General features: G+C 60.5%; 23 protein-coding genes. 8 read left to right on the plus strand and 15 right to left on the minus strand.

Annotation, left to right across the window (positions count from 1 at the left end; all coding sequences use genetic code 11):
- Positions 1-11: 11 nt before the first annotated feature.
- Complete coding sequence (locus ACLM42_RS03550; protein WP_415399760.1) at positions 12-1706, minus strand: iron uptake porin; 1695 nt, start codon at positions 1704-1706, stop codon at positions 12-14.
- A gap of 307 nt (positions 1707-2013) precedes the next feature.
- On the opposite strand from ACLM42_RS03550, the gene ACLM42_RS03555 reads away from it, so the two are divergent.
- Positions 2014-2595, plus strand: coding sequence for a DUF2808 domain-containing protein (locus tag ACLM42_RS03555; protein ID WP_415399761.1), 582 nt, complete (start codon positions 2014-2016; stop codon positions 2593-2595).
- A gap of 15 nt (positions 2596-2610) precedes the next feature.
- Here ACLM42_RS03555 and ACLM42_RS03560 read toward each other — a convergent pair whose 3' ends face one another.
- Both ACLM42_RS03560 and ACLM42_RS03565 read right to left on the minus strand, forming a co-directional pair.
- On the minus strand, positions 2611-4098 hold the full coding sequence (locus tag ACLM42_RS03560) for an ArnT family glycosyltransferase (protein WP_415399762.1): 1488 nt from the start codon (positions 4096-4098) through the stop codon (positions 2611-2613).
- Between the two features lie 24 nt (positions 4099-4122).
- A complete protein-coding gene (locus ACLM42_RS03565; RefSeq protein WP_415399763.1) occupies positions 4123-4257 on the minus strand; it encodes a hypothetical protein in 135 nt (44 codons plus the stop codon).
- A gap of 637 nt (positions 4258-4894) precedes the next feature.
- On the opposite strand from ACLM42_RS03565, the gene ACLM42_RS03570 reads away from it, so the two are divergent.
- Positions 4895-5116 (plus strand): hypothetical protein, encoded by a 222-nt coding sequence (locus ACLM42_RS03570; RefSeq protein WP_415399764.1) that lies wholly within the window; start codon positions 4895-4897, stop codon positions 5114-5116.
- Between the two features lie 3 nt (positions 5117-5119).
- Here ACLM42_RS03570 and ACLM42_RS03575 read toward each other — a convergent pair whose 3' ends face one another.
- Positions 5120-5806 (minus strand): rubrerythrin family protein, encoded by a 687-nt coding sequence (locus ACLM42_RS03575; protein WP_415399765.1) that lies wholly within the window; start codon positions 5804-5806, stop codon positions 5120-5122.
- Positions 5807-6010: 204 nt separating this feature from the next.
- On the opposite strand from ACLM42_RS03575, the gene ACLM42_RS03580 reads away from it, so the two are divergent.
- Genes ACLM42_RS03580 through ACLM42_RS03600 form a run of 5 tightly spaced genes read left to right on the plus strand, consistent with a single transcriptional unit; the run spans position 6011 to position 10963 of the window.
- On the plus strand, positions 6011-7237 hold the full coding sequence (locus ACLM42_RS03580) for an FAD/NAD(P)-binding oxidoreductase (protein ID WP_415399766.1): 1227 nt from the start codon (positions 6011-6013) through the stop codon (positions 7235-7237).
- Complete coding sequence (locus tag ACLM42_RS03585) at positions 7237-7746, plus strand: NADPH-dependent FMN reductase (RefSeq protein ID WP_415399767.1); 510 nt, start codon at positions 7237-7239, stop codon at positions 7744-7746. The genes ACLM42_RS03580 and ACLM42_RS03585 overlap by 1 nt, the downstream gene beginning before the upstream one ends.
- Positions 7746-8438 (plus strand): pirin family protein, encoded by a 693-nt coding sequence (locus ACLM42_RS03590; RefSeq protein WP_415399768.1) that lies wholly within the window; start codon positions 7746-7748, stop codon positions 8436-8438. Before ACLM42_RS03585 ends, ACLM42_RS03590 begins: the two co-directional genes overlap by 1 nt.
- Before the next feature lie 26 nt (positions 8439-8464).
- Positions 8465-8746, plus strand: a complete 282-nt coding sequence (locus tag ACLM42_RS03595) for a hypothetical protein (protein ID WP_415399769.1) — start codon at positions 8465-8467, stop codon at positions 8744-8746.
- A gap of 48 nt (positions 8747-8794) precedes the next feature.
- Positions 8795-10963, plus strand: coding sequence for a glutamine synthetase III (locus tag ACLM42_RS03600; RefSeq protein WP_247911294.1), 2169 nt, complete (start codon positions 8795-8797; stop codon positions 10961-10963).
- Between the two features lie 679 nt (positions 10964-11642).
- On the opposite strand, the gene ACLM42_RS03605 is transcribed toward ACLM42_RS03600, so the two are convergent.
- From ACLM42_RS03605 to ACLM42_RS03640, 8 genes are all read right to left on the minus strand, one after another.
- Positions 11643-13793, minus strand: a complete 2151-nt coding sequence (locus ACLM42_RS03605) for a heavy metal translocating P-type ATPase (RefSeq protein WP_415399770.1) — start codon at positions 13791-13793, stop codon at positions 11643-11645.
- Between the two features lie 1063 nt (positions 13794-14856).
- Positions 14857-17973, minus strand: coding sequence for an efflux RND transporter permease subunit (locus ACLM42_RS03610; RefSeq protein WP_415399771.1), 3117 nt, complete (start codon positions 17971-17973; stop codon positions 14857-14859).
- A complete protein-coding gene (locus ACLM42_RS03615) occupies positions 17973-18461 on the minus strand; it encodes a hypothetical protein (protein WP_415399772.1) in 489 nt (162 codons plus the stop codon). Before ACLM42_RS03615 ends, ACLM42_RS03610 begins: the two co-directional genes overlap by 1 nt.
- 320 nt (positions 18462-18781) lie before the next feature.
- Positions 18782-19045, minus strand: a complete 264-nt coding sequence (locus ACLM42_RS03620) for a hypothetical protein (RefSeq protein WP_247911288.1) — start codon at positions 19043-19045, stop codon at positions 18782-18784.
- Positions 19042-19284: a DUF3721 domain-containing protein gene (locus ACLM42_RS03625; protein WP_415399773.1), complete on the minus strand. Its 243-nt coding sequence runs from the start codon at positions 19282-19284 to the stop codon at positions 19042-19044. Before ACLM42_RS03625 ends, ACLM42_RS03620 begins: the two co-directional genes overlap by 4 nt.
- Positions 19281-20006, minus strand: coding sequence for a DUF305 domain-containing protein (locus ACLM42_RS03630; RefSeq protein WP_415399774.1), 726 nt, complete (start codon positions 20004-20006; stop codon positions 19281-19283). Before ACLM42_RS03630 ends, ACLM42_RS03625 begins: the two co-directional genes overlap by 4 nt.
- A gap of 563 nt (positions 20007-20569) precedes the next feature.
- On the minus strand, positions 20570-21772 hold the full coding sequence (locus tag ACLM42_RS03635; RefSeq protein WP_415399775.1) for an FAD-dependent monooxygenase: 1203 nt from the start codon (positions 21770-21772) through the stop codon (positions 20570-20572).
- Positions 21769-22260, minus strand: a complete 492-nt coding sequence (locus ACLM42_RS03640; RefSeq protein WP_415399776.1) for an HdeD family acid-resistance protein — start codon at positions 22258-22260, stop codon at positions 21769-21771. The genes ACLM42_RS03635 and ACLM42_RS03640 overlap by 4 nt, the downstream gene beginning before the upstream one ends.
- A 100-nt stretch (positions 22261-22360) precedes the next feature.
- Here ACLM42_RS03640 and cysK point away from each other — a divergent pair, with 100 nt between their 5' ends.
- Entirely contained in the window at positions 22361-23341 is a 981-nt protein-coding gene (cysK, locus tag ACLM42_RS03645) for a cysteine synthase A (protein ID WP_247911284.1), read from the plus strand.
- On the opposite strand, the gene ACLM42_RS03650 is transcribed toward cysK, so the two are convergent.
- Genes ACLM42_RS03650 through ACLM42_RS03660 form a run of 3 tightly spaced genes read right to left on the minus strand, consistent with a single transcriptional unit; the run spans position 23342 to position 25728 of the window.
- Positions 23342-23569 carry a DUF6447 family protein gene (locus tag ACLM42_RS03650; RefSeq protein WP_247911283.1) on the minus strand — a complete coding sequence of 76 codons (228 nt, stop codon included), beginning with the start codon at positions 23567-23569 and terminating at the stop codon, positions 23342-23344.
- Positions 23570-23595: 26 nt separating this feature from the next.
- Positions 23596-23982 (minus strand): hypothetical protein, encoded by a 387-nt coding sequence (locus tag ACLM42_RS03655; protein WP_247911282.1) that lies wholly within the window; start codon positions 23980-23982, stop codon positions 23596-23598.
- 9 nt (positions 23983-23991) lie between these two features.
- Entirely contained in the window at positions 23992-25728 is a 1737-nt protein-coding gene (locus tag ACLM42_RS03660; protein WP_415399777.1) for an ABC transporter ATP-binding protein, read from the minus strand.
- Positions 25729-25850 lie beyond the last annotated feature (122 nt).

Genomic DNA, 25850 nt, shown 5'->3' on the forward strand with positions numbered 1-25850 from the left:
TTGGTTCTCGATCAGAACTTGAAGCGGGTGGTCAGAGCGCCACCGAAGACGCCGAGGTTGGAGCCTTGGTTGGAGGTCTGTGCATAACCAGCACCGGCGGAGCTGGGGTTACTCATGTAGAAGAGCACGGGTGTCACAGCGATGTTGTCGCTGACCTGGAACTTGTAGAAGCCTTCCATCACATAGCCAGCGTCGAACGGGGTGGTGCCGTTGCGGGTGCTGGTCACGAAGGTGGGCTGACCGATGGCGAAGCCGCCGGTGTTGCCCTTGACGAAGGCGTCATCCCATTGCAGACCCACAGTCCAAGACTGGGTGGATTGAATGTTCAGGACGTCCAGGTTGCCAGCAACGTTGGGCTGCCCGCTGCTCTTGAGAGCACCACCGGTTTGAGCAGGCTTGCTGCCGGTGTAAGGGGTGCTGTAGGAGTAAGCGTTGTACCCCCAGCCGGTGCTGATCGACGGGATCAGGCCGGTCTTCTTGGGACGCCAGGCAAGAGTTGCGGCGAAGCCGTTGCGGTTGCCCTTGGTACGTGCGTCAACGATGTTGCCGTCGATGCCGTTGCAAGGGATGTCAACCATTGCGGCTTGGGTGCCAGAGCGGGTGGTGTCGTCACCGCACTGGGTGTAGTTCCAGCCGAAGCTGGCCTTCCACTGGTTGGCGTTGTAGGCCAGCTGAGTCAGGGTCGAGGCCTCACTCTTGCTGGTCATGATGCCGCGGCTGCCATCAGAACCATTGGGCTTTGCGGCGACATAGCTGCTGGAGGCGGTGAAGTAGGGCTGGCCCTTCTTCACTTTCTGCTTCCAGATGGCACCAACCAGGGAGCCGGTGGCCTTGTTGTAGGTGCCAGGAGCGCCGAAGAGCTGGAAGAAGTCCAGGCCAGACCAACCCTTGTAATAGAAGGGCTTGGTGCCCAGGAACTCGGTGTTACGAGCAACGGGGCCAACGGCGAACTTGAACTCTTTACCGACGGGGAAGCGGTAGTAAAGCCGGCTGATGATGACAGCGTTATCGGTGGCTTCGGCCTTGTCAAACTTGGTGAGCTTGAAGCCTTTGCCGTCGAAGGGGCTGTTGTCGAAGTTGCCAGCGCGCAGACGGGTGTAGAGCAAGTCCTTGCCGGTGAAGCTCGTCTTGAGGTTCAAGCGAGCGTCATACACCATGTGCATGGCGCCGTAGTTCTTGTTGTACCAGTCCTTGCTGCCGGTACCAGCGCTGTTGCTGTTGCCGCCGGTGGCGGTGACGCCGCCCAGGGCCCAGTAGTAGTCCCCTTCGAGTTTGGTGGTGGTGGAGAACTGGGTGGCTTCCAGTTCGCCCACGCGGGCCTCGAGGCCGTCCACGCGGCCCTTGAGGATGGCGAGCTCACGCTCGAATTCCTTCATCAGGCGTTTCAGCTCGTCGGTCACTTCAGTGATCCGGTCGAGGCAAGCGTTCAGCAGTGCGGCCGCTTCATAGCGGGTCATCGCACGTTGGCCGCGGAAGATGCCGTTGGGGTAACCGGCGACGCAGCCATAGCGTTCGATCAGGTTGCTCAGTGCCTGATAAGCCCAGTCGGTGGGCTGCACGTCAGAGAACTGGGTGATCGAGGTCACCTGCTCTTCGGTGCCATAAGCACTGAGGCCGGAGAGGTTGACGTCAGCGGCGTTTGCAGCGACAGGAGCCAGAAGGCCCAGAGCTGCAGGCGCCAGAACAAGCTTCTGGAACAGTTTCATGGTCCTCACACCAAAACGAGGAATTGAGATGACTCAAAAAATGAGTCAGCTAAAAATTAGCTAGAGAAAAATTACCATTCGGTAATGACGACTGCATGCAGATTGTGTGCCTGCATACAAGCTGGGCCCCGATATTGCGAGGCTTAAGTGTTTGTTTATGCACTCTTAACCGCTCCTTAACTGTTGGTAGAGGCCCTTCTGAATTCCTGGGGCGTCCTTCTTGTTGTTGAGGTGATTGACTCTCTTCTCCAGTCAGTTGATCGGCTGTCCAGGATTGAGATGGGGCTCCGCTCGATAAAGTTTGGCCATGCGTAAAAGATCCACCCAGTTGATCAAACGACTGCTGCCACTCTCCGCGTTTTGCTTGGCGCTTGCAGCTCCCTTGTCAGCACCAGTCGCTTACGCGCAGGCAGGCTCGAGCTCGGGCTTTGAGTTTCGCTGGGACAATTCTCGCGACTTCCGAAAGCTCTACTACTTCTTGACCCTGGCGGATGCGGAAGCTCGCTCGGATTACTACTTGGTGCTGGGTCCGAAAGACCGCAAAACCGCCCTGCTCAAGCTCGCGATTTCAGTCCCGTCCTATTTCGACGCCAAGATCAATGCTTCTGACGTGAGTCTTTGCACGATCAAGCAGGGCGGCATTGCCTCAAAGACCCGTTGTCTGGAGACCATCCCGGCGACTGTGGAGGTCGCCCCCGATGGCACCGCGATTGAGATTTTCCCCGATCGGCCTGTGCCGACCGGGACCACCATCGGCGTCTACATGCAGATCTTCAACCCGAGCGCGGGCATGTATCAGTTCAACGCCCTCGGCCAGGCTCCGGGTGCTGTTCCCATCTCGGGCTACCTCGGCAGCTGGGTGATCGAAATCAATGGTGCTGGCGAGTAGCCGGCATCACCACGTTCAGCGCCGATAGGGCCACGGGTAGTCGCCTGGGCCCGCTTCAAAGCTGGCGACTTCAAGCTCAAGCGCATCCTGGCCGGCGCGTTGCACGGTGATCGTGCCGAGGGATTTCACAGCTCCGATGGGTGCGGGAAATTCCCGTTTGGAGAGTGGTGAACCCACTTCAGCCGGTGCAATCAAAACCCCTTGGCTTGGACCACTTGGGTTGAGGGAGGGCCAGTAGGCAAAGCCGCGCGGGTCGTTGCTCAAGGTCGTGAAGCGCCCTGGTCCCTCCTTCCCAAGTGCCAGGGCCAGAAAGCCCGGGATCTCATAGCGGTGCGAGGCGATGACATCCGCCGCCTGTACGGCGGCCCAGACCTCGGGATTGGAGTGCAAGGCCTTTCGCACTTCGGCGGGCTGCATCAGCTGGGCGGATGGATCCTCTCGAGTTGGAAGCCAGCGTTGAAGGATTCCCCATCGCATTTGCAGCCCTGCCACCAACAAAAGAGGCGGCAGGGTGCAGCCCGTGAAAAGAGCGCCGCCGCGCACCCTGCGGGACGCCCATCCCTTGGATGCGATCCAGGCAGAGGCCATCGGCAGAGCGACCCACCAGGCGGGCACCAGCCAGCTGGCCATCACCTGCATGCGTCCAGCCAGAAAGGCAAAGACCAACAGCTGCGGTATCGCGAGCATCCGCAGGAGAGGGGTGGCCGGTTTGTCGTTCCAGTCGCCGCGATGCCTCGGCCACAGCGCCGAAAGCAGTGTGATCCCGGCGGTGGGGAACAGCAGCCCGAGCTGTGTCAGCAGAAAGAGGACTGAATGGCCAAGCACGAAGCTGTTGCTTGCTCCCGTTCTGCTCGATTGGAAGGCGAATGAAATCCAGTCGTTCTGGCTATTCCAAAGCCAGAGGGGCGCAGCCAGAGCGGCCCAGATCAGAAGACTGAGATAAGGCCATGGTTGCCGCCAATGCTGCCTTGACCTTTGGTCGCTGAATGAGGCCAGAAGCAGCGAGCCAAGGACGATGAAGGCGTGATATTTGGAGAGTGTGATTGCTGCGGCAATTGCGCCAAGCTCAAGCGCTTCACGGACCGTCGTCGGTGTCAGCTGCGGGTGCCGGGACAGCCACCAGAGCAGCAGGGCCAGGCCGAGTAGCAGGGGGCTGTCTGGCAGCAGGAAAACGCCTCCGCAGAGAAAGAGCAGCGGGCAACTGCTTCCAAGCAGCACCAGCCAGAAGTGAGCCGACTTGCCGTACCAGCGCTTCGTTGCATCGGCGAGAAGGACCAAGGCCGCGGTGTAGCTCAGTAGCGAGGGCAGCCGCAGGGCCAAGGTGTTGCCGCCGATCCGTTGTCCAGCCCAGGACCAGATCCCAACGGCAACGGGGTGGTCGAAGTAGCTGAGATCAATCTGTCTGCCGTAGAAGACGTAGTAGGCCTCGTCGTATCCCGGCGGGAGCAGTGCAGCCAGCAGAAGGCGAAGACAGAACCCCAGTCCCAGGACAAACCAAACCATCTGCTCTCTTCTGTGCCAGGCGACTTACTTGAATTCCGAGATCACCAGTCCTGTTTGACCGGACAAGGCCGGGCCAACCGGGACTCCCAAGCGCGTGAGGCCCTGTGCCGCCAGGATTGCGATGGCGAATGACAGGACAACCAACTTGCGATCAGACATCGGTCAAGTCTTGATCCCGTCATTCTTTGGAGTGCTGCGTCCTCAAGCAAGAACAGCTCTTTGTCATCTCCAGCACGGTTGTTGCTCGAGACCTCGTCCACCTACTTTTTGCTTTTGTGTTTTCGAAAACCCCTCAATGTGATGCTTGTTGCATCACTGCTCTGGAGATCTAGCAAGGATCAGGTCACCGCTGGTTTGCAGAGAGGACTGCGGTGGCAAGGTCAGCTGCCCATGGCGCGAATGGGTGGCTACTTGTCATCACTGCTTTGCTGCCAGGGATTAACAGCCGATTAAGGCGATGGCCTCTGGTTTGGTGCCAGCTTAATTCCAGGCTGGAGCGTGCTTTTGCCTGTCTATCGCGTTGATTGTGAGGGGCGCCGGTCCTGATGGAGCTCGCCTTTGACGATCTAGAGATGGCAGCCCGAGAAGCCTGTCTTTGGGCAACGGAGACAGGCAGTGAGCTGCAACGGTTAGAGAACATGGCCACAGGGCAATCCGCGTTGATTGGTTGTGATCAGCCGGGTTCCCCGCTGCTCCCTCATCTCTAGCGGAGACCGGCGGCAGTTGTGTTATTCGATACGCGCTGCCTGATTAGCCTTGGTCGGGTTGGAGAAAGACCATGTCACGTACGACTCGCTTGATCAAGCGTCTCGATAAAGCACTCGCTGACTACAAAACCTTTGGGTCCCACCCCGATGCATTCGTGGACGAGCTGTTTGCAAAGATTGAGGATGATCTCCAGGTCTTGCTTGGCAAGTCAAAGCCTTCCCACTGGGAAGAAATGTATGTGGAGCGGGATCGCGCGATCATCAAAACCTTGGTTTTGAACCGCGCGATGTCCATGGGTGCATCGGACTGACGATTAGCCCGTGTAGGGGATGAAGTTGGCCTTGCGAGTGCCGCAGATCGGGCAGCTCCAGTCCTCAGGAATGGCTTCAAAGGCTGTCCCCGCGGCGATGCCGGAATCGGGATCTCCCTGGGCGGGGTCGTAGATCACGCCGCAGACCTTGCAGATCCAGCGGCCACTTGGTGCGGCTTCCTTCTTGGCGTCATCGCGCACGCCGGTGAGAACTTGCAGGGCCTGGTCGTAGCGCCCGGCATGGTGCTGCTCCACGGGGGCGAGTAGGCCGAAATTGCGGGCGGCCGTTTTGAAGATCCCTGCGTGCTCCTTGGATTCATCGATCTGCTCGTTGAATTCCGCTACGGCGTTCTCGTCGCGATCCCGCTGGGCCTGGGCAGCGAATTCCGGGTACATCACCTCGAACTCGTAGGTCTCCCCTTCGATGGCCAGCTCCAGGCAGCGCGCCAAGAGGGCATCCTTGGCGTCCTGGTCCAGGGCTTCCGGGTTCTCGACCACCAGCTCGGGGTGGAGCAAGCGGAAGTGCGCAAAGGCGTGTTCGGTTTCCTGCTGAGCGGTCTCGCGGAACAGCCGTGACAAATCGCCATGGCCCAGCTGTTTGGCCAGATCGGCAAAGAACAGATATTTGCGGTTAGCCATGCTCTCGCCGCCAAAGGCCGCTTCCAGGTTCTGCAGGGTGCCGTTGTCCATCGGTCTTGCTTCGACTGCGCCCATCCTAGGACCTAAGTCGAAGTCGTTATGAGTACGAGGAAGCGAATGAGTCTTTCTGCCTAGGGCTCGGGTGCTTGGAGTCCTTTCTTGTTTATCTATTGCGGCTTTGAATCCCGAAGCAGGGCTGCCGAGTTCGCCCCCCTCTGGTTAGATCTGGGATAAGCGCGTCTTCTTTCAGGGGCCATGGGCCATCACCAGGTATTGATCGTGGGCGGCGGGGCCGCCGGAATCACCGTGGCGGCTCGCCTGAAGAAAGCCCGTCCGGCCTTGGATATCGCCATCCTTGAGCCTTCGAGCGATCACTATTACCAACCGGGTTGGACCCTGGTGGGTGGAGGGGTCTTCAGCCTCGAGCAGACTCGCCGCAATGAAGCCAGCCTGATTCCCGCTGGCGTCACCTGGATCCGCGAGTCCGTGGCCGGCTTCGCCCCGGAGAACAACAGCGTCAGCACCAGCGGCGGCCAAGCCATCAGCTACGACGCGCTCGTGGTGGCCACCGGCATGAAGCTCAATTGGGATGCCATCAAGGGCCTTCCGGACGCGTTGGGCAAAGGCGGGGTCTGCAGCAACTACTCCAAAGATTTCGCCACTTACACCTGGGAGTGCATCCAGAATTTCAAGGGCGGTAACGCGGTCTTCACCTGCGCCCCCATGCCGATCAAGTGCCCTGGGGCGCCCCAAAAGATCGCCTACTTGGCCGATGACGCCATCAAGCGCGATCCCGCTGTGGCCGCCAAGAGCAAGGTGATCTACGCCACGGCCACCCCTGGAATCTTTGGGGTCCCGACCTACGCCGCACCGCTGCGGGAGGTCGTGGCCCGCAAGGGGATTGATGCGCGCTACTCCCACACCCTGATCGAAGTTCGCCCGGCCAGCAAAGAGGCGGTCTTCAAGGTCAGCAAAGAGGGAGAAGAGCCCCGCGAGGAGGTCATCAACTACGAACTTCTGCACGTCACCCCGCCGATGGCGGCTCCTGACGTGGTGGCCCAAAGCCCCTTGGCTGCTTCCAGCGGCTTTGTCGAGGTGGGCAAGCACAACCTCCAGCACGTGCGCTTCCCCAATGTCTTTGCCATCGGCGATGTCAGCGGCATGCCCAACTCCAAAACCGCCGCCGCCGTTCGTGGTCAGGCCCCGGTGCTAGTGACCAACCTGCTGGCCCAGCTTGAGGGCGGCCAAGGTCAGGGCTCCTACGACGGCTACAGCTGCTGCCCGCTGATCACCGGCTATGGCAAGACGATCATGGCCGAGTTCAACTACGAACAGCAGCCCGTTCCCTCCTTCCCCCTGGATCCCACCAAAGAGCGCTGGAGCATGTGGGTCATGAAGACCGCGGTTCTGCCCTGGGTTTATTGGAACAGGATGCTCAAGGGCGGTGACCACGAGCGGCGCTTCATCCCCGGGGTGAAGTAATGGCTGACGTTCTCGTCCTGGCCGCAAGCAATGGGGAAAACCTCAAGCTTGCGGAACGCTTTGCAGCGGCGGCCCGCAGCCAAGGCAACAGTGCTGAAGTCCTAGACCTCACCGCTATTGATCTGCCGCTCTTCACACCGCGGGCCCAGGAGCAGGGCACCCCGGCGGCTCTTGCCGGGCTGCAGCAGCAGCTGATGGACACTCCCCGCTGGGTGATCTGCGCTCCGGAATACAACGGCTCGATCCCGCCGGTGCTGACCAGCGCCATCGCCTGGCTTTCGGTTCAGGGCAGCGACTTCCGGACGCTCTTCAATGGCCGGCCCGTTGTGATCGCGACCCACTCGGGCGGCGGTGGCTACACGGTGATGACCGCTCTGCGGCTGCAATTGGCGCACTTGGGCGCCCATGTCGTGGGTCGTCAGCTGGTGAGCAACGGCAGCCATCCGGCCAAGGACGACAGCATCGCGGACCTGCTCGCCAGACTGCAAAGGCTTCAAGCCCCTGAGTAATGCCCCCGCTGTTGCGTCCCGCAGCTGAGCGTTTTCACAGCCAGCTCGATTGGCTCGACAGCCGGCACAGCTTCTCTTTCTCCAGTCACTACGACCCGGCCTGGATGGGCTTTGGTCCCCTGCGGGTCATCAACGACGACGTGATTGCCGCGGGGAAGGGCTTTGGCATGCACCCGCACCGGGATATGGAGATCATCACGGTGATGATCGAGGGGGAGTTGCATCACCGCGACTCCATGGGCCATGCCGAGGTGCTGCGCGCCGGGGAGGTGCAGCGCATGAGTGCGGGCACTGGCGTGGTCCATAGCGAGGTCAACGGCGGGGCGGCCCCTTGCCGTCTGCTGCAGATCTGGATCGAACCGGCCACAGCCGGCATCGCCCCGGCCTACGAACAGAAACCCTTCGCCCTGCAGCAGGGCTGGACCGCCTTGATCGATCCCGAAGCCGCTGGTGAGGCGATGGCGATCCATCGGCCCGTGCGGCTCTGGCGGGCCCAGGTGGAAGCCGGAACCCAACTGCCTTGGCCGGCTTCCGGCAGCTGCGCCAGTTGGATTCAGATCATCAACGGCGGCTTGGCGGCCCCTCAGCCCCTGTGCCGCGGCGATGGCCTGGGCCTCTCGGCCGGTGAGGCCCCGCCATCCCTTGAGGCTGGAGCAGAGGGGGTGGATCTGCTGCTCTTTGAACTGCGTTAGCGGGACACGCGTGGCTGTGTTCTGCGTTGCTGCACGGATCTGCCGTTGCGGCCACGCTTGGCGAAATGACCCTCTTCAGTCCCTTTCCCGTGGAATTCCGGCTGACGGATCGAGGCGGCGAGCCCCATCCGGTGCTTGATGACCTGTTTGAGAGCGTTGAGCTGGCCCAGAGCACTGCACTGGCTTGGCTGGTCCATCAGGGCCTGATTGATCCGGCCTTCCCTGCGGAGCTCCAGGAGCAATTGATGACGCAGTTCGTGGGCCTTGAGCGCCGAACCCCTAGCGGTGACTGGCGCACCCTGCGCTAGGTGAACGGCCGTCCCCGATGATGGTTTCACTCTGATACCAAAGTGGCCATGCCAAGCGCTGAGCGTTTTGCTGCCCTGCAGACCATTCAGCGGCGCAAGCCCGCTGCGGTGACCAAGCCATCAGCCCTGCATGAGATCTGGGCTGATGACGTCTTCACCCTGGCTCGGATGAAGGAGGCCCTGCCTCGCCAGGTGTTCAAGTCGGTTCAGAAAACCATCCGTGAAGGTGGTGCGATCGACCCGTCCGTCGCCGACTCCGTGGCGAACGCGATGAAGGACTGGGCGACCAGCCGCGGCGCTCTCTACTACTCCCACGTCTTCTATCCACTCACCAACCTGACCGCGGAGAAGCACGACGGCTTCATCACCCCGAAGAGTGATGGCCGCGCCATTACCGCGTTCACAGGCAAGCTTCTGGTGCAGGGTGAGCCCGACGGTTCCTCCTTCCCCAACGGTGGCCTGCGCTCCACCTTCGAGGCCCGCGGCTACACCGCTTGGGACGCCACCAGCCCCGCCTGGCTGATGCGCACCCCCAATGGGGTGACCCTCTGCATCCCCACGGTCTTCGTCTCCTGGACCGGGGAAGCCCTCGACAAGAAGACCCCGCTGCTGCGCTCCAACGCAGCCGTGAACCGCCAGGCCCGCCGGGTGCTGCAGCTGCTCGGTGAGACCGAGATCGCTCCGATCAACTCCAGCTGCGGCGCGGAGCAGGAGTACTTCCTGGTGGACAACGCCCTGATGGCGCTCCGCCCTGACCTGCAGCTCTCCGGCCGCAGCCTTTTTGGCGCGCCTCCGGCCAAGGGCCAGCAGTTTGATGACCACTACTTCGGCGCCATCCCGGAGCGGGTGCAGGTGTTCATGCAGGACGTGGAGGACCAGCTCTACCGCCTGGGCGTCCCCGCCAAGACCCGCCACAACGAGGTGGCCCCGGGCCAGTTCGAGATCGCTCCGGTGCACGAGGCCGCCAACGTCGCGACCGATCACCAGCAGCTGATCATGACCGTGCTCAAGAGCACGGCCAAAAAGCACGGCTTCACCTGCCTGCTGCACGAGAAGCCCTTTGCCGGTGTGAACGGCAGCGGCAAGCACGTGAACTGGTCGATCGGCAACAGCACCCAGGGCAACCTGCTGGATCCCGGCCACACCCCCCACGAGAACATGCAGTTCCTGCTGTTCTGCGGGGCTGTGATCCGCGGCGTTCACCAGTACGGCCCGCTGATGCGCGCCGCGATTGCCACCGCCAGCAATGACCACCGCCTCGGGGCCAACGAGGCTCCCCCGGCAATCATTTCGGTCTACCTCGGCAGCCAACTCGAGGATGTCTTCAATCAGATCAAGGCCGGCCAGCTCAAGAGCTCGGCCACTGGCGGAATGATGCGTCTGGGCATCGACAGCCTGCCGGAGTTCCCCAAGGATGCCGGCGACCGTAACCGCACCTCCCCCTTCGCCTTTACCGGCAACCGCTTCGAGTTCCGCGCTGTGGGCTCCGGTCAATCCGTGGCCGGTCCCCTGGTGGTGCTCAACACCGTCCTGGCCGACTCCCTGGCCTGGATCGCCGATCAGCTGGAGGCCTGCACGGCCAAGGGCGAGAGCATCGAGCAGGCGAGCTTGGCTGTGCTCCAACAGATCACCAAGGAGCACAGCAACGTGATCTTTGGCGGCGACGGCTACTCCAGCGAGTGGCATGAAATGGCCGTCAAGGAGCGCGGTCTCGAGAACCTGCGCACCACCGCCGACGCCCTGCCGGTGCTGCAACGTCCGGCCATCCGCGACCTGTTCTCCCGCCACAACGTGCTCAGCCCCGTTGAGCTGGAGAGTCGCTACGAGGTGTACTCCGAGCAGTACTGCCTAGCGATTGAGGTGGAGGCCCGCCTGGCCGTGCGGATCGCCCGCACCCAGCTCTACCCCGCCGTTAGCGCCTACCTCGGTGAGCTGGCCGGATCCCTGCAGGAGCAGGAGGCCATTGGCTTGAATCCCTCGAAGGCGATCGCTCAGCAGATCGCTGGTCTGAACCAACAACTGCTGGACCGCGCTGCGGCCCTGGAGACGGCCCTAGGCAACGCGCCCCACGGCGCCGAGGCCCACATGCGGCACTGCGCCGATCAGCTGATGCTTCGTATGGGCGAGCTTCGCGAAGCCGCCGATGCCCTGGAGGTGCTGGTGGATGACACCGCCTGGCCCCTGCCCACCTACCAGGAGATGCTGTTCGTCCGTTAGGGCGTGGCTAGGGCAAGATCGCTGTTTTTAACAGCTCTCTTGCCCGCTCTTTGATGGGCCTGCAGTGGCACCCCTTGTTCACTGCGCTCGATCAAGCGTGACGTTTGCCATCCCTCGGGCTTCGAGCAGTGGGAGCTGAATTCATTCGGCCGTTGCCAAGCTGGGCTTGGCGATGGATGAATGCATCATTGGTCTTGAAGATGTGTACGCGTTGCTGAGTGCCGTTTCGATCAGCAGTCACTCCTTTGAAGAGGTCAGCTAGAAGGACCCTGGAGACCAAGCCCAACCCGCGCGATGGCCGCACATTGAACCAGGCTCATGCCGCGCAGCATGCCTCTTAATAACCTCCAGGTGCGGAGTGAAGGAACATTCACTTGGGCGACGTCTCTGCGCTGCTGAACTTTGCGCTTGATAGCTTGAGTCTTGAATAGGCAAATCTGCTTCTTGTTTCCCTTTTGGGATGCGTCAACGGTGGCAGTTGTATCCATGCGACCATTGAGTTGGAGTTTTAAATGGTCTGCAGGCCCAACATGCAGGTCTGAATCAGTGACTCAGGCCATTGAGGAATTGCGTCATTCTCGGACTTATCACAGTTGTCGCCAGAGCTGGTGAACTTGGGATCACTTCCTGGTTTTGCGTCTAACTACTGACAAACGACTTGGGGAAACCTTGGGGGCGCTCAAGCTGAGGCCTTTCTGTAGTTTCGCAGCAACGAGGAGTTTACGATCACCGACAATGAACTGAGGGCCATCGCTGCGCCAGCGATCATGGGGTTGAGCCAACCCATCGCTGCGATCGGTATCCCCAGGCTGTTATAAGCAAAAGCCCAGAAAAGGTTCTGGCGGATCTTCCTCATCGTGGCCTTGGAGAGCCCGATCGCGGTCACCACGTCGCGTAGGTCATTTCCGAGAAGCAGAAGATCACCAGCTTCTTTGGCTACATCGGATCCCGAGCCAATAGCGATGCCGATGTCAGCAGTGGCCAAAGCAGGGGCATCGTTCACACCATCACCGACCATCGCCACGATTTGGCCCGTGCTCTGCAGGCTTTTGATCGTGGCGGCCTTGTCTGCTGGGCGCACCTCAGCGATCACCTCGCTGATCCCTAGCTCTGCAGCAATGGCCCTGGCGGTCGTGCTGTTGTCGCCGCTCAGCATCACAACACGAATCCGCCGCTGTTTGAGGAGCTCGACCGTCTGGCGTGATTCCGGACGAACCGTGTCGGCTACTGCGAGCAGCCCCAGCACCTCCGGACCGTGTCCAAGCACCATCACCGTATTCCCTGCAGCCTCGAGCTGCTGCAATTGATGCTCTACCCCTTCACTGAGCTCATCGATAAACCGCTCGGCCAGGGTGCGATTCCCTAGCCAGAGGTTTCGTCCGCTCACTACGGCCTGCACTCCCTCCCCGACCTGAGCCTCAAAATCGACAGTTGGCAGAAGCGGTAGCCCCTCGGCGGCAGCGGCTTCCAGCAGGGCCGACGCAAGGGGATGCTCAGAGCCGTGCTCTAGCGCGGCCGCCAGCTGCAGGATCACCTGCCTTGTTCGCTCCCCCAGCGGGACAACCTGCGTGAGAGAGGGCTTTCCTTGGGTCAGGGTGCCGGTTTTGTCGAACACCACGGTGGTGAGCTGCTCTACACGCTCCAGGACTTCACCGCTACGGATCAGGATGCCTAGCTCAGCACCCTTCCCTACTCCCACCATCAAGGCTGCGGGCGTGGCGATACCCAGTGCACAGGGGCAGGAAATCACCAGCACGGCAATGAAGGCCAGCAGGCCACTACTGAAACTGCCGGCCAGGGTCCAGAGGGCAAAGGCCCCGAACGCCAAGGTCACCACTGCTGGTACGAACCAGGCCGCGACCCGATCGGCCAGCACTTGTACTGGCGCGGAGCTGACCTGGGCCTCCTCCACGATGCGGATGATCTGTGCCAGGGCTGTGTCTGCCCCCACTCGAGTGGCCTCAAAGCGCAGTAGGCCATGGCCGTTGAGCGTGCCACCGATGAGTTCTGAGCCGGTCTGCTTGCTCACGGGGAGCGATTCGCCGGTAACAAGCGCCTCATCCACGGACGAGGTCCCACCAACGACAACTCCGTCGGTCGGTACCTTTTCTCCGGGCCGCACCAGCACCAGATCACCGAGCCGCACCGTCTCGGCCGGCACCGTCATTTCTTGGCCTGATCGAATGACGGTTGCATTGGCCGGCTGGAGATCCAGCAGTCGCCGCACGGCTGCGGAGGAGCGCTGCTTAATGATCTCCTCCATATATTGACCGAGCAGCACAAAGGTGATGACGACGGCCGACACCTCGAAGTAAACACTCCCCTCGTCTATGCCGACCGGAAGCCACTGCGGAGCAAAGACCACGACCACGCTGTAGGCGTAAGCCACAGAGGTGCCTAGCGCGATCAGGACGTCCATATTCAGGGCCCGACGCCTTAGGGCCGACCATGCCCCCACATAAAAACTCCACCCCCCGAACACCTGTACGGGCGTAGCCAGCAGGAATAGCCATACCCCCCATGTGAGCCAGGGAAGCTGGGCTACCGGAGTCATGTTGATGATGCTCACCCCGGCGGCCAGGGCGAGGAACGCACTCGCGCGCAGAATCGCTAGAGCCAGCACTCCACTCAGCGCAATCCCAATACGGCGGCGCATACGCCGCAGCTGCTGTTGAGGGGCTAGGAAAGTCTGTTGGCAGCCCTCGCTGCAGAAGTAGTAGGTGCGTCCTGCTCGTGTGGCGGACAGGGCAGTGGCTGTGGGCACGACCATGCCGCAGATGGGATCCTTGGCCATCAGGCTCAAGGTCTGTGCGGGTGTTCTGCTGTCCATGACGTCAGGTCGGGGACCTGGCTTGAGTGGTCGTCATCAGTCATCCCGGACTCGCTTATGAACAATCTTCCGGGGCTGCTGTTGGCAGTGGGGGTGTTAGCGATTGCATCTCTTGGAGCAGCTGAATAGAACGAACACCGCGGTGTTTATAGCGACTATTCCCCAGTGACGATAGGCGGACGTGTTTGCTTGATTCATTCCTGTCTGCCTGTATTCGGTTGATTGTCTTTTGCTCCTTGGTCACTATGTCCGCGACAGCGCAATACTCGCCATGCATGAATCGGTGTATCAGCGGTCAAATGGGAAAAGTCGATAGGGAAGCGAACCCAGGATATGGTCTGTGCGCTCCAGCAATAGGTATCTATTGCTGACAAATAGAAAGCCTGAGGACGAGGTGGTTTCGTTATGAAAAGTGATTGTTGCGTATCGATATTGTGGCTTTCATGTCGCTTTCATGTGGCTTTGCAGCAATAAGAAACTTCTGATCACCAATGTTGAGATGAGATCATCACTGCGTCTCAGCGTCAGAGCGTGATTCGACCCAGTTGGCCCTGAATCTTTTTTCTTCGTGTGTCTGGAGTCCAGCTTTTATGACTGCGGAGCCTGGCGTTTGTGATGCTCAAGATGTTGTTGGTGTTTGCAGGGTGGTTCTCTTGTATCACAGCAACCTCCATGCATTGGGCCGTGATGTGGATTGTTGATGGGCGTATTTGGAGGTGGATGTTGGCGTTGGTGTTGTTGCGCATTCGCCGTTGATAACGCGCCTGCTGACAGCAGGCCAACTATGGCAGGGATTGCCAGGATTGATTTTTCGTAGGAAGTTTTCCTCATTGAAATCGATATTGCTTGTGGGGTTCATTCCCAGTGAAGACAACCCCATTGCAGTGTTTATTCATTTCAGCGATAATGCCCAAAATCTGCATACCTCGAGACTGCATCGGCTTTGTCAAGCCTCTGAGCAAATAATTGGAGCGCCAGCACACCAATCCGCGAGGCAGCTCTTGGAATGCCGCAGCGCTACCCCGAGCTGATGCGCTGCAGCTCTGCGAGGGGCTATGGGTCTCTAACGGCGGAGGCCATTCCTTGGCGCTTGGCTCAAGAGTGCCGTGCCGAACTGGGCGTAGAGCGCAGGGAGCACCACGAGAGTCAGCAGCGTTGAAGTGGGCAATCCACCAAGCACAACGATGGCTAGCGGCTGCAGGATCTCGTTCCCTGCCCCGAATGCCAGGGCAAGGGGCAGCATGCCGAGTGCGGAGGTGAGGGCTGTCATCAAGATTGCGTTGAGCCGTTCCAGACTTCCTTCACGCAGAACTTCCGTCAGCGTCTGACTGGAGGCATGGCGGCGGCTGTAGTTATCGACCAGTAGTAGTCCGTTGCGAACGGCTACACCGAACAGGGTGATGAAGCCCACGAGGGAGGCAATGGAGAGCACGCCACCACTGATGACAACTGCTACCAGGCCACCCACAAGGGCCAGGGGAAGATTGATCACGATCGCCAGCGTGGCTGGCCAGGAGCGCACGGCCATCCACATCAAAAGCGTGATCACCGCGGCAGCAAGCAAGCTGTAGGTCAGCAAATTGAAAGTCGCGCGTTCTTCTGCCTCGAACTGCCCGCCGTAGCGAATCACATAGCCTCTTGGGAGCTTGATCCTCTTGGTGAGGGTGCGCTGGATGTCATGCACCACTGAGCCGAGAGGCCGATCGCTGACATTGGCCGAGACGACGATCAACCGTGAGACATCCTCACGATTGACGATATTTGCACCAAGGTCGTAGTCGACTGAGGCCACCTCCCCTAGGTAGATCAATGTGCCCGATGCAGTCAAGAGCGGAAGGGCTCGAATCGCATCCAGGTCGTTGCGATCATGCTCTGGGACGCCAACAAACACGTCCAGGGATTGCTGTCCATCATGGATACGGCCGACTACTTTTCCGTTCAATGCGATCTCGGCCTGAGTCGCCAGCTCCTGAATCGTGCTGCCGCTGGCCATCACTGCGTTGCGGTTGAACTGCACGCGCACCTGCTGGATGGGTAATTGCGGATCAAGTTGTAGATCGACAACTCCTTCGATTGGATGGATGGCCTCGCGGACTTCCTCTCCGATCCTGCGTAGTTCCTCGAGGTCTGGCCCGTAGATCTTGACCGCAATGGCACTTCTCACTCCTGAGAGCACCTCATCCATTCGGTGGGAGATGAAGCCTCCGACATTTGGTGCGACGCCCGGCAGCCGCAAAAAAGCCTCTCGCAGAGCACGAATGGCCCCGGAGCGATCAGCCATAGCCTGATCGCTTAACTCCACATCGACATGGGCCATGTTTACCCCGGCCCCATCGGCATCACCGGGTGCGCGTCCCGCTCGAACCTGCACCCACTGGAATCGAGGATCCCCACTCAGTGAGTGGCTTAGCGCTGCCCCCGCTCGGCTGGTCATCTCCAATGACACCCCGGGGTAGAGAACCATTGAGTTCACCAGGGATTGCTCTCTGAACTCAGGAAGGAAGACCCGTCCCAGACTGGGCAGAATCAGAGCGGTCGCTACAACACAGGCCAAAGCAGTTGTTAGGACACGACGGGGTGATCTGAGGGTTGCCTCGAGGATGGGCCGATAGAGACGCTCCGCCCGATCCACGATCCATGTGTTTTGGATCGGCAGTGCTCTTGGAGCGAGCAGCAATGCACAAAGGGCTGGCGACAAGGTGACGGCGACCAGGGTTGATGCTCCAATCGAGAGCAGGTAGGCCAGTCCCATCGGTTCAAAGATTCGTCCCTCGACACCGGAGAGAGAAAAGATGGGTGTGAAAACCACCAAGATGATCAGAGTGGAGAGCATCACTGGCTGGCGCACTTCTAGAGAGGTCTCATAGACCACGTCCAAGGGATTCTTGGGGTCGGTTGCTCTTTGATTGCGCCGCAATCCTCGATAGCAGTTCTCCATGTCGACGATCGAGTCATCAACGACCGATCCGATCGCGACAACGAGACCGCCCAACGTCATGGTGTTGATTCCTAACCCCAAGGCCTTCATCAGCAAGAGACCAATCAGCAGCGAGAGGGGAATCGCACTCAGGCTAATCAGCGCTGCCCGCCAGTTCATCAGAAACAGCGTGATGATCAGGGCGACGATCACCACTCCGGAGATCAATGATGAACTGACATTCCTGATGGCCGTGTCGATGAAGTTGGCCTGTCGGAACGTGATTTGAAACTCGACGTCTTTAGGTAGTGTCCGGCTGATGGCGTTGATGCGTTCTTCCACCGCCTGCGTCACTGTTGGTGTATCGACATCCGGTTGTTTATTGACCATCAGCACGACGGCTGGCGCACCGTTGAAGCTGGCTTCCCCACGCCGCAAGGCTCCTCCTCTGCGGACTTCTGCGACATCCCTTAGGGAGATCGACGTTCCGTTGCGTCCTTTCACGGCGGATTGCGCCAAGGCCTCACTCGAGCGTGCGCTGCCATCAATGCGCACTAGGGCTTCTCGCCCGCCTTGGATTAGAAAACCGCCAGGACCGCTGTGGCTTGCGGCAGCGGCCGCTTCCCCAACTTGAGTGAGGGAGAGTTGATTCCGGTGGAGTTTGGCTGGGTCAACCCACACCTGTTGCTGGATCTCATCTCCCCCGTAAATCGTCACCTGCGCCACGCCGGGAATCTCCAGCAGCGGATGAGTGAAGCTCGACGCCACTAGTTGGCGGAGTTCGAGTTCCGGTGTGCCTCCCCCGGGCTTGAGGCTGAAGGCGACCTGCAGGACCGTACCTAGCGGAGAGACCAGGGGTGAAATTTCCGGCTCATCAGCCGTTGGGGGCAGTTGCGACCGCACCGGCTGGAGGCGTTCGGAGACGGCCTGCCGGGCCTGGTTGATGTCCACATCAGCCGCGAAGACCACCTGCACCATCGACAGCCCGACCTTGGACGATGACCGCACTGTTTCCACCCCGGGGACTCCCTGTAGGGCTGACTCGATTGGGAGGGTGATGTCCTTTTCGACCTCCGCCGGTGCGAGTCCCGTTGCATTGGTCTGGACGTCCACCTGCGGCGGTGCAAAGGGAGGGAAAACATCCAGCGGCATCTGCTGGATGGCGAAGAGCCCCCAGGTACTGACCAAGATGGCTGCGGCGACGATGAGCCAGCGGCGGGCGATCGAAAACCGAAGCGTGGCGTTGAGGAGACGCTCAAGCATTACTTGCTGCTAGGGCGTCCCCGGACAATGCCGATGCCAATGGCGCTCACGACGGCAAGGGCCCCCACGACACCCAGAACATTGAGCGGCTTTTCGGTCGCTTCATTGGCTCCCGTCTTGCTCTGGTCCTGAGGTTGCTGGGTTTTCTTGGACTCGGCGTAAAGGCTTAAGGCACCTTGAACCACCACGTTCTCACCTGGGGTGACGCCCGTGAGCACCACAACACGCCCATCCCGTGCATCGCCGGTGGTCACGATTACCGGGTCATAGGTGCCTTCGCTTTTGACGAAGACCAACGTCTTCCCATCGGCTTGGATGACAGCGCTCATCGGGAGGGTGACTCCCGCTGGATCGTTCTGAGCTGGTTCGGTGCTGATCCCTAGAAGGACATCCTGTTCACTGTTGCTTTTGACTTGCCTGATATCACCCTGCTGTTGAAATTCATCACCGTGCCCCACGTGGGCGATCACCGGAACAATGACGCTCACCCCGGCTCCCAGAATGCAAGCCGAGGCAAGAGTTCGAACAACGGAATGGAGCACGGACTCGTTCATGCATGGCTTCTCCAACCATGGCGAGGCAGCGAGAGAAATGCCTGAACCAGCAACAGTTCTCAGCTGTCTGGCTCAGGGGCTTCCCGACTAATCATTTAACCAAAAGCGCCCGCTGTCCCGAGGGAGCCATCTGATTCGGGAGTCCTCGAAACTCGAGAGCAAGTGGGATCGATGAAGGGTTCAGCCGCCAGCCGATAGCGCTGCCATTGAAGAAGCTCAAATTCAATTGGGCACTTGAAGGATCTGGGACCAGCTCAAAAACGAAGGTCTTTCTTTCGCGTTGGAACGAGAAGAGAAAGCCCAGACAGGATGATGACCAGTGTAAGTATTCCGAGCGTTGCGGAGTAGTAGGGCTGCAGGTTGATGGGGCCGAAGCGTCCTGTATGGATCTTTAGCAGCCAGAAAGCATCAATTCCCTGCTCAAGTAATCCGCTATAAATCGATCCTGATAGAGCCGTAATTAACAAGGGCGCGGCCGCGATGGGTACGAGAAGTCGGTGGATCTTCCGTGCCTTCATTGCTTTCTTTGGGCTCGATGCAGTTCAGCTTCGTCACGGCAAGGCATCCATGCACCATTGTTTTGATGGGCGCCTTCGCATCCGAGCTTCTTTGCTTGCTCGAGTGCAGCTGCTTCTGTCTTGTAGATCCCTTTGCTGTGGGCGATGGAAGCCTGTGGAAGGATGCCAATCATGGCCAACGAAAGCAAGAGTCTTGAGAGTCCGGCTCTCGGACTCTTTTGATGAAAAAGACGCATCATCTTTTTGCCTTGATGGAGAAAAGGTGATCAAATTGCCGATACTCAGGCTTGCTTAGCCCCTGATGTTTGAGCATTTGCCTTAAGCGGTTGATCTCGTGCCTTTGACTGCGGATGATTTGCTCTGAGAGTCTTTGGATTGTCGTGCTTCTTGACTTTTTCAAGGCATCGTGAGCCATCTGCAGTGCTCCGCCATGGTGCATCAGCATTCCCTCCAGAAACCAGACGACCCTGGTTTCTGGAGTCGGCTTGGTTCCCGTCATTTGCATCCCCTGAATTTGCGCAGGTGTCATGCGTACAAGCTCAGCCTGGTTGTTTGGGTTTGCTCCAGAGCGCCAAGCAACTGGGTAGACGGGTGCGTCTGGATACCAGGCTCTGCGCCACTGGAGCATCGCCTTGATCTCCTTGGCCTGCTCGTACCAAATGTCATTGGCTAATGCGCCAAGACCAGGTGCGCCGATATTGAAAACCTCTTCGCTCATTCGCAAGGCACCCGTGTGGTGCTGAACCATTGCGTCGAGCCATCGCAAGTCGTACGTGGTGCCAGCGGGTCCTAGATCGTGCTGGTGTTCATGGCCGGCATGGGGTGCATCAATTGGCTTTGGGGCACTATGTGCTTCCGGCATCGCGTGATGACCGTGATGCATGTGGTCGTGATGCTGTTGCGTCATCACCGGAGCAGCCCACATGGTTGTGGCGGTGATGGCAGCAAGCAGACGGTTCACGGAAGGGCCAGGGCTGATCAATCATTAGAGCCTCCACCAACTGGAGAGTCAATCCGTTTCTACTGGGATGAGGGCTTGCTGGAGCCCACTTCAAGCAGTCAATCGTGCAATCGACGCTTCAACGAACAGATGTTCGCGGAGTTGGCCTTGATCTCTCGCTTGCGGGCTATGGATCTTCCACTCGTCAACGTCGCGTACTCCAGTCCACCCTCAGAAGCAAGGTGGAAGAGATAGGGGCCCGCTTGGTTGAGCGGTCCCTGTTGAAAGAGGAGCTCTGGTTCCCTTGGGGCCTGAGGATGCCTTGACTGCCTTTTGACCGTAATGACAGTTCTCTATCACCTAGATCTCAATCGGCGGCGGCAGAAGTCGAACCTGTGAGCTAGTGCATCCCAGCTCGATTGATAAGTCCTGGGTTGTTCTGGTGAGCGTGTGCTCTCTGCCAGTACAGCAGCTCAAGCGCTGTACCTCATCCAATCTGCTCTGATGGTTTTCTGCAGCAATCTGCTGCAACGGTTGTTGTTGCTTCGGCTTCTCCTCACTTACCAGGAGATGATGGTCGTCTTTTAGGGCGCTAGCAGCTTTGGCTTCGGCAGCTGCCCTGGGAGTCCATCCCTTAAGGGCCGCTGCCGGGCCATCCAAACCCGTTTGGCGATCGGGCCCATTAGGCCTCGGCTCAGCGCTAACCCGTGGCGCAGCGCATCAGTGCTTCCAATCCAGTGGCCCTGGCGTGCCTCGGCCTGCTGCAGGCTCTGCAATCGATTGACCTCTGGTCGCCGTCTGCGCTCGATTGTTTCCGCTGCGGTGTCAAGGTCCTGGCCGGCCAGCAGCTGTTCGGCGGCAACAGCGCTGTCCCGCAGGGCCAGGTTGATGCCCTGGGCGCGAACCGGACTCATCGGGTGGGCGGCATCGCCAAGCAAGAGAAGGCCTGGTTGCCACCAGCGCTCCGCCATGCCGACCTGGACCTTGAAGCGCACTGGAGCACTAAGCGCGTTCCCCCGCTCCCGAAGCAGCTGGGCTAGGGGCTCTGGCGCCAGTGTTGCCAGTCGCTCAGCCCAGGCCTCGGCGTTGAGACTCTCAGCGCTGTCCTCTTTCCTGAGCAACCAGGCCAGCTGCAGTTGGCCCGAGGCATTCAGGCAGGCACTGCCGATCCGCCCTCCGGCAACGAGGGTCTGGAAACCCCAGACGCAGTCCTTGGGGATTGGCCCGGGCAATTCAAACCACAGCAGCTCCAGGGGCTTGCCCGAGGTGCGGAGCTGGATCCCTGCCTGTTGACGTAGGAGTGATCCGCGGCCATCGCAGCCGATCACCAGGTCGGCCTCCAGTTGCTCGCCGTTGCTGAGTTCCACGCCACTGATGCGCGCCCCCCGTTGAATCACGCGCCGGACGGCTTGCCCAGGGCGCCAGTGCAGCGTGGGGCAGCGCAGCGCCCGCCCAAGCAGCGCCTCCAGCAAGGTCTTCTGGGGCACCAGGCGACAGGGCTGCAGGGACCCCAGAGGTTCCGCGACGTGAAACAACCGGCGCCGCTCAAGCCAGACGCTCCAGCCTTCCAAGGGGCGCTGCGGCAGGTCCCTGAGGAGTGATAGCAGCCCCATTTGGGCCAGGGCCTCCTGGCCGCTGGGCATCAGGGCATCACCACGGAACTGCCGGCTGAAGCGCTCACTGGCTTCGATGAGCTCGACCTGGGCTCCGCCTTCGGCAAGCTTGAGCGCGAGGCTCAGGCCAGCGGGTCCCGCTCCGACAACGATGAAACGGGGCGGTGGGGTCACTCAGCCGTCAGCAGCCTGAACCCAGTGAAGAACAGAGAGATCCCAAAGAGGGTGCCGACGGCCCAGAGGCTGTCGCTGGGCCACTCCGCCACCAGTAGGCCACCCAGGAGTGCCGTCACGAGACCATCGGCCAGCACCAGGCCCCGCGCTTCTGCCTGGTTGGCGGCGGCGGAGGCCAGCTCCATCACTCCTTCGAAGATCAGAAGCAGGCCGACGAAGAGCGTCAGGCTGATTTCACTTTCGACCGGGTAGGCCACCACCCAGATGCCAGCAATGACATAGAAGAGGCCCGAGAGCGCCCGAAAGATCTTTCCTTTGGTGTCCTCGGCTTGGCCGATGCGCAGTAGTTGGGTGATTCCAGCCACCGCGGCAATCACGCCAAAGCTCAAGGTGAGGGCGGTGGCGGAAATGAAGGGCAGTGCGATCGAGGTGACCCCAGCCAGAACAAGCAGCACGGCGGCGATGCGACGCAGGGTGTTGGGGGCCACAGACCGACTACGAAATCAACCGAAAGCTAGGAACGCTTTCCCTATTTGCCTGCCCCGTTCTTAGGGTGCGAACACAGTTGTGTGTGCAGCCCAGAGCCCCATGGCCGCGATCTTCAGCGACAACAGCCTCACGATCGGGCGCACCCCACTGGTTCAGCTGAACCGCATCACTGAGGGCTGCGGAGCGCGGGTGCTGGCCAAGATCGAAGGTCGTAATCCCGCCTACTCGGTGAAGTGCCGGATCGGTGCGGCCATGGTCGCGGCAGCTGAGCGCGACGGTCTGCTCGGCCCCGGCAAAGAACTGATTGAGCCCACCAGCGGCAACACGGGCATCGCCTTGGCCTTCGTGGCAGCGAGTAAGGGGATCAAGCTCACCTTGACCATGCCAGAGACGATGAGCCTGGAGCGGCGCAAGCTGCTGACGGCCTTTGGCGCCCATCTGGAACTCACCGAGGGCCGGCTCGGAATGACAGGGGCGGTGAACCGGGCCAAGGACATCGCCGCGAGCGACCCCGATCGCTACGTGCTGCTGCAGCAGTTCGTGAATCCCGCGAATCCTCAGGTGCACCACGACACCACGGGGCCTGAGATCTGGAGCGATACCGATGGCAATGTCGACGTCTTTGTCTCCGGCGTCGGCACAGGCGGCACCCTGACCGGGGTGAGCCGCTATATCAAGAACACCCTGGATAAGCCCCTGCATACGGTGGCGGTTGAGCCGATCAACAGCCCGGTGATCAGCCAGACCAAGGGCGGCCATGCCCTGCAGCCCGGTCCCCACAAGATCCAGGGCATCGGTGCTGGCTTCGTCCCAGGGAACCTGGACCTGGCCATGGTCGACTCGGTCGAGCAGGTCAGCGATGAAGACGCTGTGGAGATGGCCCGTCGCCTCGCCAAGGAGGAGGGGATCTTGGCCGGCATCAGCTGCGGGGCTGCCGCGGTGGCAGCCCTTCGCCTGGCCAAGGATCCAGCCCATGCCGGCAAGACCATCGTCGTGGTCCTCCCCGACTCCGGTGAGCGCTATCTGAGCTCGGTTCTCTTTGAGGGGATCTTCAACGAGCGGGGCTTGCCGATCGCCTGATCAGTCCGCCATCGGGGTGACGCCCTGCAGCCTTTCGTTCAGCTGCATGGCCATGGACTGACGGCCGACGGCCAGCACCTTCAGGGTGTCTTCGTGCATGCGCAGTTGTGCATCGGCAACCTGCATGCCGCGGACCAATTCTTTGACCTCTTCCGGAAGACCGTTGAGGTCGTAACGCTTCCCTTCAAAGGTCAGAACGGGGGGGATCTGGGCGGCGGAGTCGGTCACGACACAAGGCGGTAGACCGGGCCACCTTACGGGTCTTTCTTGGTCTCTGCTGGCGCAATTTGCTTTGGAAGGGGGCGCAGCGGCCGCTTGAAAAAGAACATCAACAACTGCCCAACCTGGGTGGTGGTCGTGAGCTCCCAACCCTCCTTACCCAGAAGATTCAGGAAGTACTGGAGTTGCTCGGCGGGGTGCTTCGGTGCGGCCTTTGCCTTGGCCTGTTGATCGGGTCCGTACTGCTGCGGAAATTCCCGGCTGATGAATTCGGGGCTGAGCTTGCCGCCCATCCGCTCACTGGCCACCTTCGGGTCAGGGGGAGCAGGCGGATTGTTGTTGTCCACATTGATGTGGATGACCCGATACTCCCAGACGGGCATCTCACCGAGTGGCTTGGCGGTGGGCCCTGGATCCGTCATGGGACCAGGTTAAGCACCGCGAATCAGCTGGCGTTCGCAGAGGTCGCGGTAGCGGCCCGGGCGGCTGATCAAGAGATCGTGGTTGCCCTGATCAACAATCTGGCCGTTCTCCAACACCAGGATGGAGTCGGCCTCCTGCACGGTGGAGAGGCGGTGGGCAATCACCAGGACCGTTCGGCCCTGCATCGCTTGATCAAGGCCCCGTTGCACGGCTTCCTCCGCTTCAGCATCCAGGGCGCTGGTGGCCTCATCCAGCAGAAGCACCGCCGGGTTGCCGAGGACTGCCCGGGCGATAGCCAGGCGCTGGAGTTGACCGCCGGAGAAGTTGCTGCCCCGTTCTTCAACGCGTGCGTCGTAGCCCCCCGGAAGGGCCTCGATGAAGACATCGGCATTGGCCAGGCGTGCAGCCGCTTGGATCTGTTCGCGGCTCGCCGGGCGGCCAAAAGCAATCGCTTCGGCCACGGTCCCGGAGAAGACGGCGCTCTGCTGGGGCACCAGCGCGACGGCCGTCCGCAACTCGGCTGCCTTGAGGTCCGCCAGGTTGCGGCCGTCCAGCAACACCGCTCCGCCTTGGGCGGTGTTGAAGCGCAGCAGCAGTGAAAAGAGGGTGCTCTTGCCTGCACCGGAGGGACCCACCAGGGCCACCACCTGACCCGGTTTGACCTGTAAGGACAGGTTCTTCAGGACAGGCTGCTTCGGGTCATAGCCGAAGTTCACCTGCTCTAAGAGCAGCTCGCCGGCAACGCGGCCCAGGGGTTGGGCATCGGGGCGGTCGGGTTGCTCTACGGCTTCCCGTTCGATCTCCCGCAGTCGCTTGAGGGAAGCCTGGCCCTGCTGGAACTCGTTGAAGTTTGTGGTGAGGTGGCTGATCGGGTCGATCAGCATCAGCAGAGCTGCGACATAGCTGCTGAAGCCCTGACCATCGAGGTCGCCACTTTGGATCCGAGCTGCGCCCATCAGCAGCACAGCCAAGATGCCGGCGGCCTCAAGGAATCCCACCACGGGGTATTGCAGGGCCAGCAGCTTTTGGGTCCGGTAGCGGGCCTTTCGGTGCAGGTCGATCTCGACCTCAAAGCGCTGCTGCAACCAGGGTTCAGCGGCAAAGGCCCGCACCAGGGGGAGCCCTGAGATGGCCTCGCCCAGTAGGGCGGCCAATTCGCTGACTTGCTTTTGGCTCTTCTCTGCGGCGCCCATGACCTTGGCACCAAAGACGCTGACCAGCACCGCCACCAAGGGAGCAAGCAGCAGGGTCCCGATGGACAGCTTCCAGTCCAACCAGACCATGTAGCCGAAGACCACGACCAGCTGCAGAACCGAAGGGGTGGTGTCCTGGATGGTCTTGTAGATGACCTCACCAACCCGGTCGGCGTCTTCGGTGAGGCGGTAGGTCAGGTCGCCGGCGGAGAGCTTCTCGAGGACCCCGAAATCCAGGCGCTGGAGCCGTGCAAAGAGACGGCGGCGCAGTTCCTGGCTGACCTGCAGCGCCGGTCCGGCCAAGAGGGTGTCCTGGCCAAACTGAGCCACCTTCTGGAGCATGAAGACCGTCAGGGCCAGGCCGATGACCTGGAGCACCCTGTTGAAATCACCGGCACCAATGGCAGGAATCAACTGACCGGCCAGCCAGGCCAGCAGCGGCCAGCAGAGCACAAAGACGAGCATGCAAGCCCCACCGGCAATGAGTGCGGGGCGGTGGGGCTTCAGCAGCGGCAGCAGACGCCGGAAGCCGGCCGATGAGGGAGCAAGCATCGAGGCAAGCTATCAGCGCTTTTTGAAACGACTGCCGCTGGAAGAAAGAGTCTCTGGTCGTTTAGGGAAAGGTCCACGCACGCTGTGTCGACGCAAGCTGGTCGAGCTGCTGGCGTACGGCC

The sequence above is a fragment of the Synechococcus sp. W4D4 genome (genome assembly GCF_047716805.1).
Lineage (GTDB): Bacteria > Cyanobacteriota > Cyanobacteriia > PCC-6307 > Cyanobiaceae > Vulcanococcus.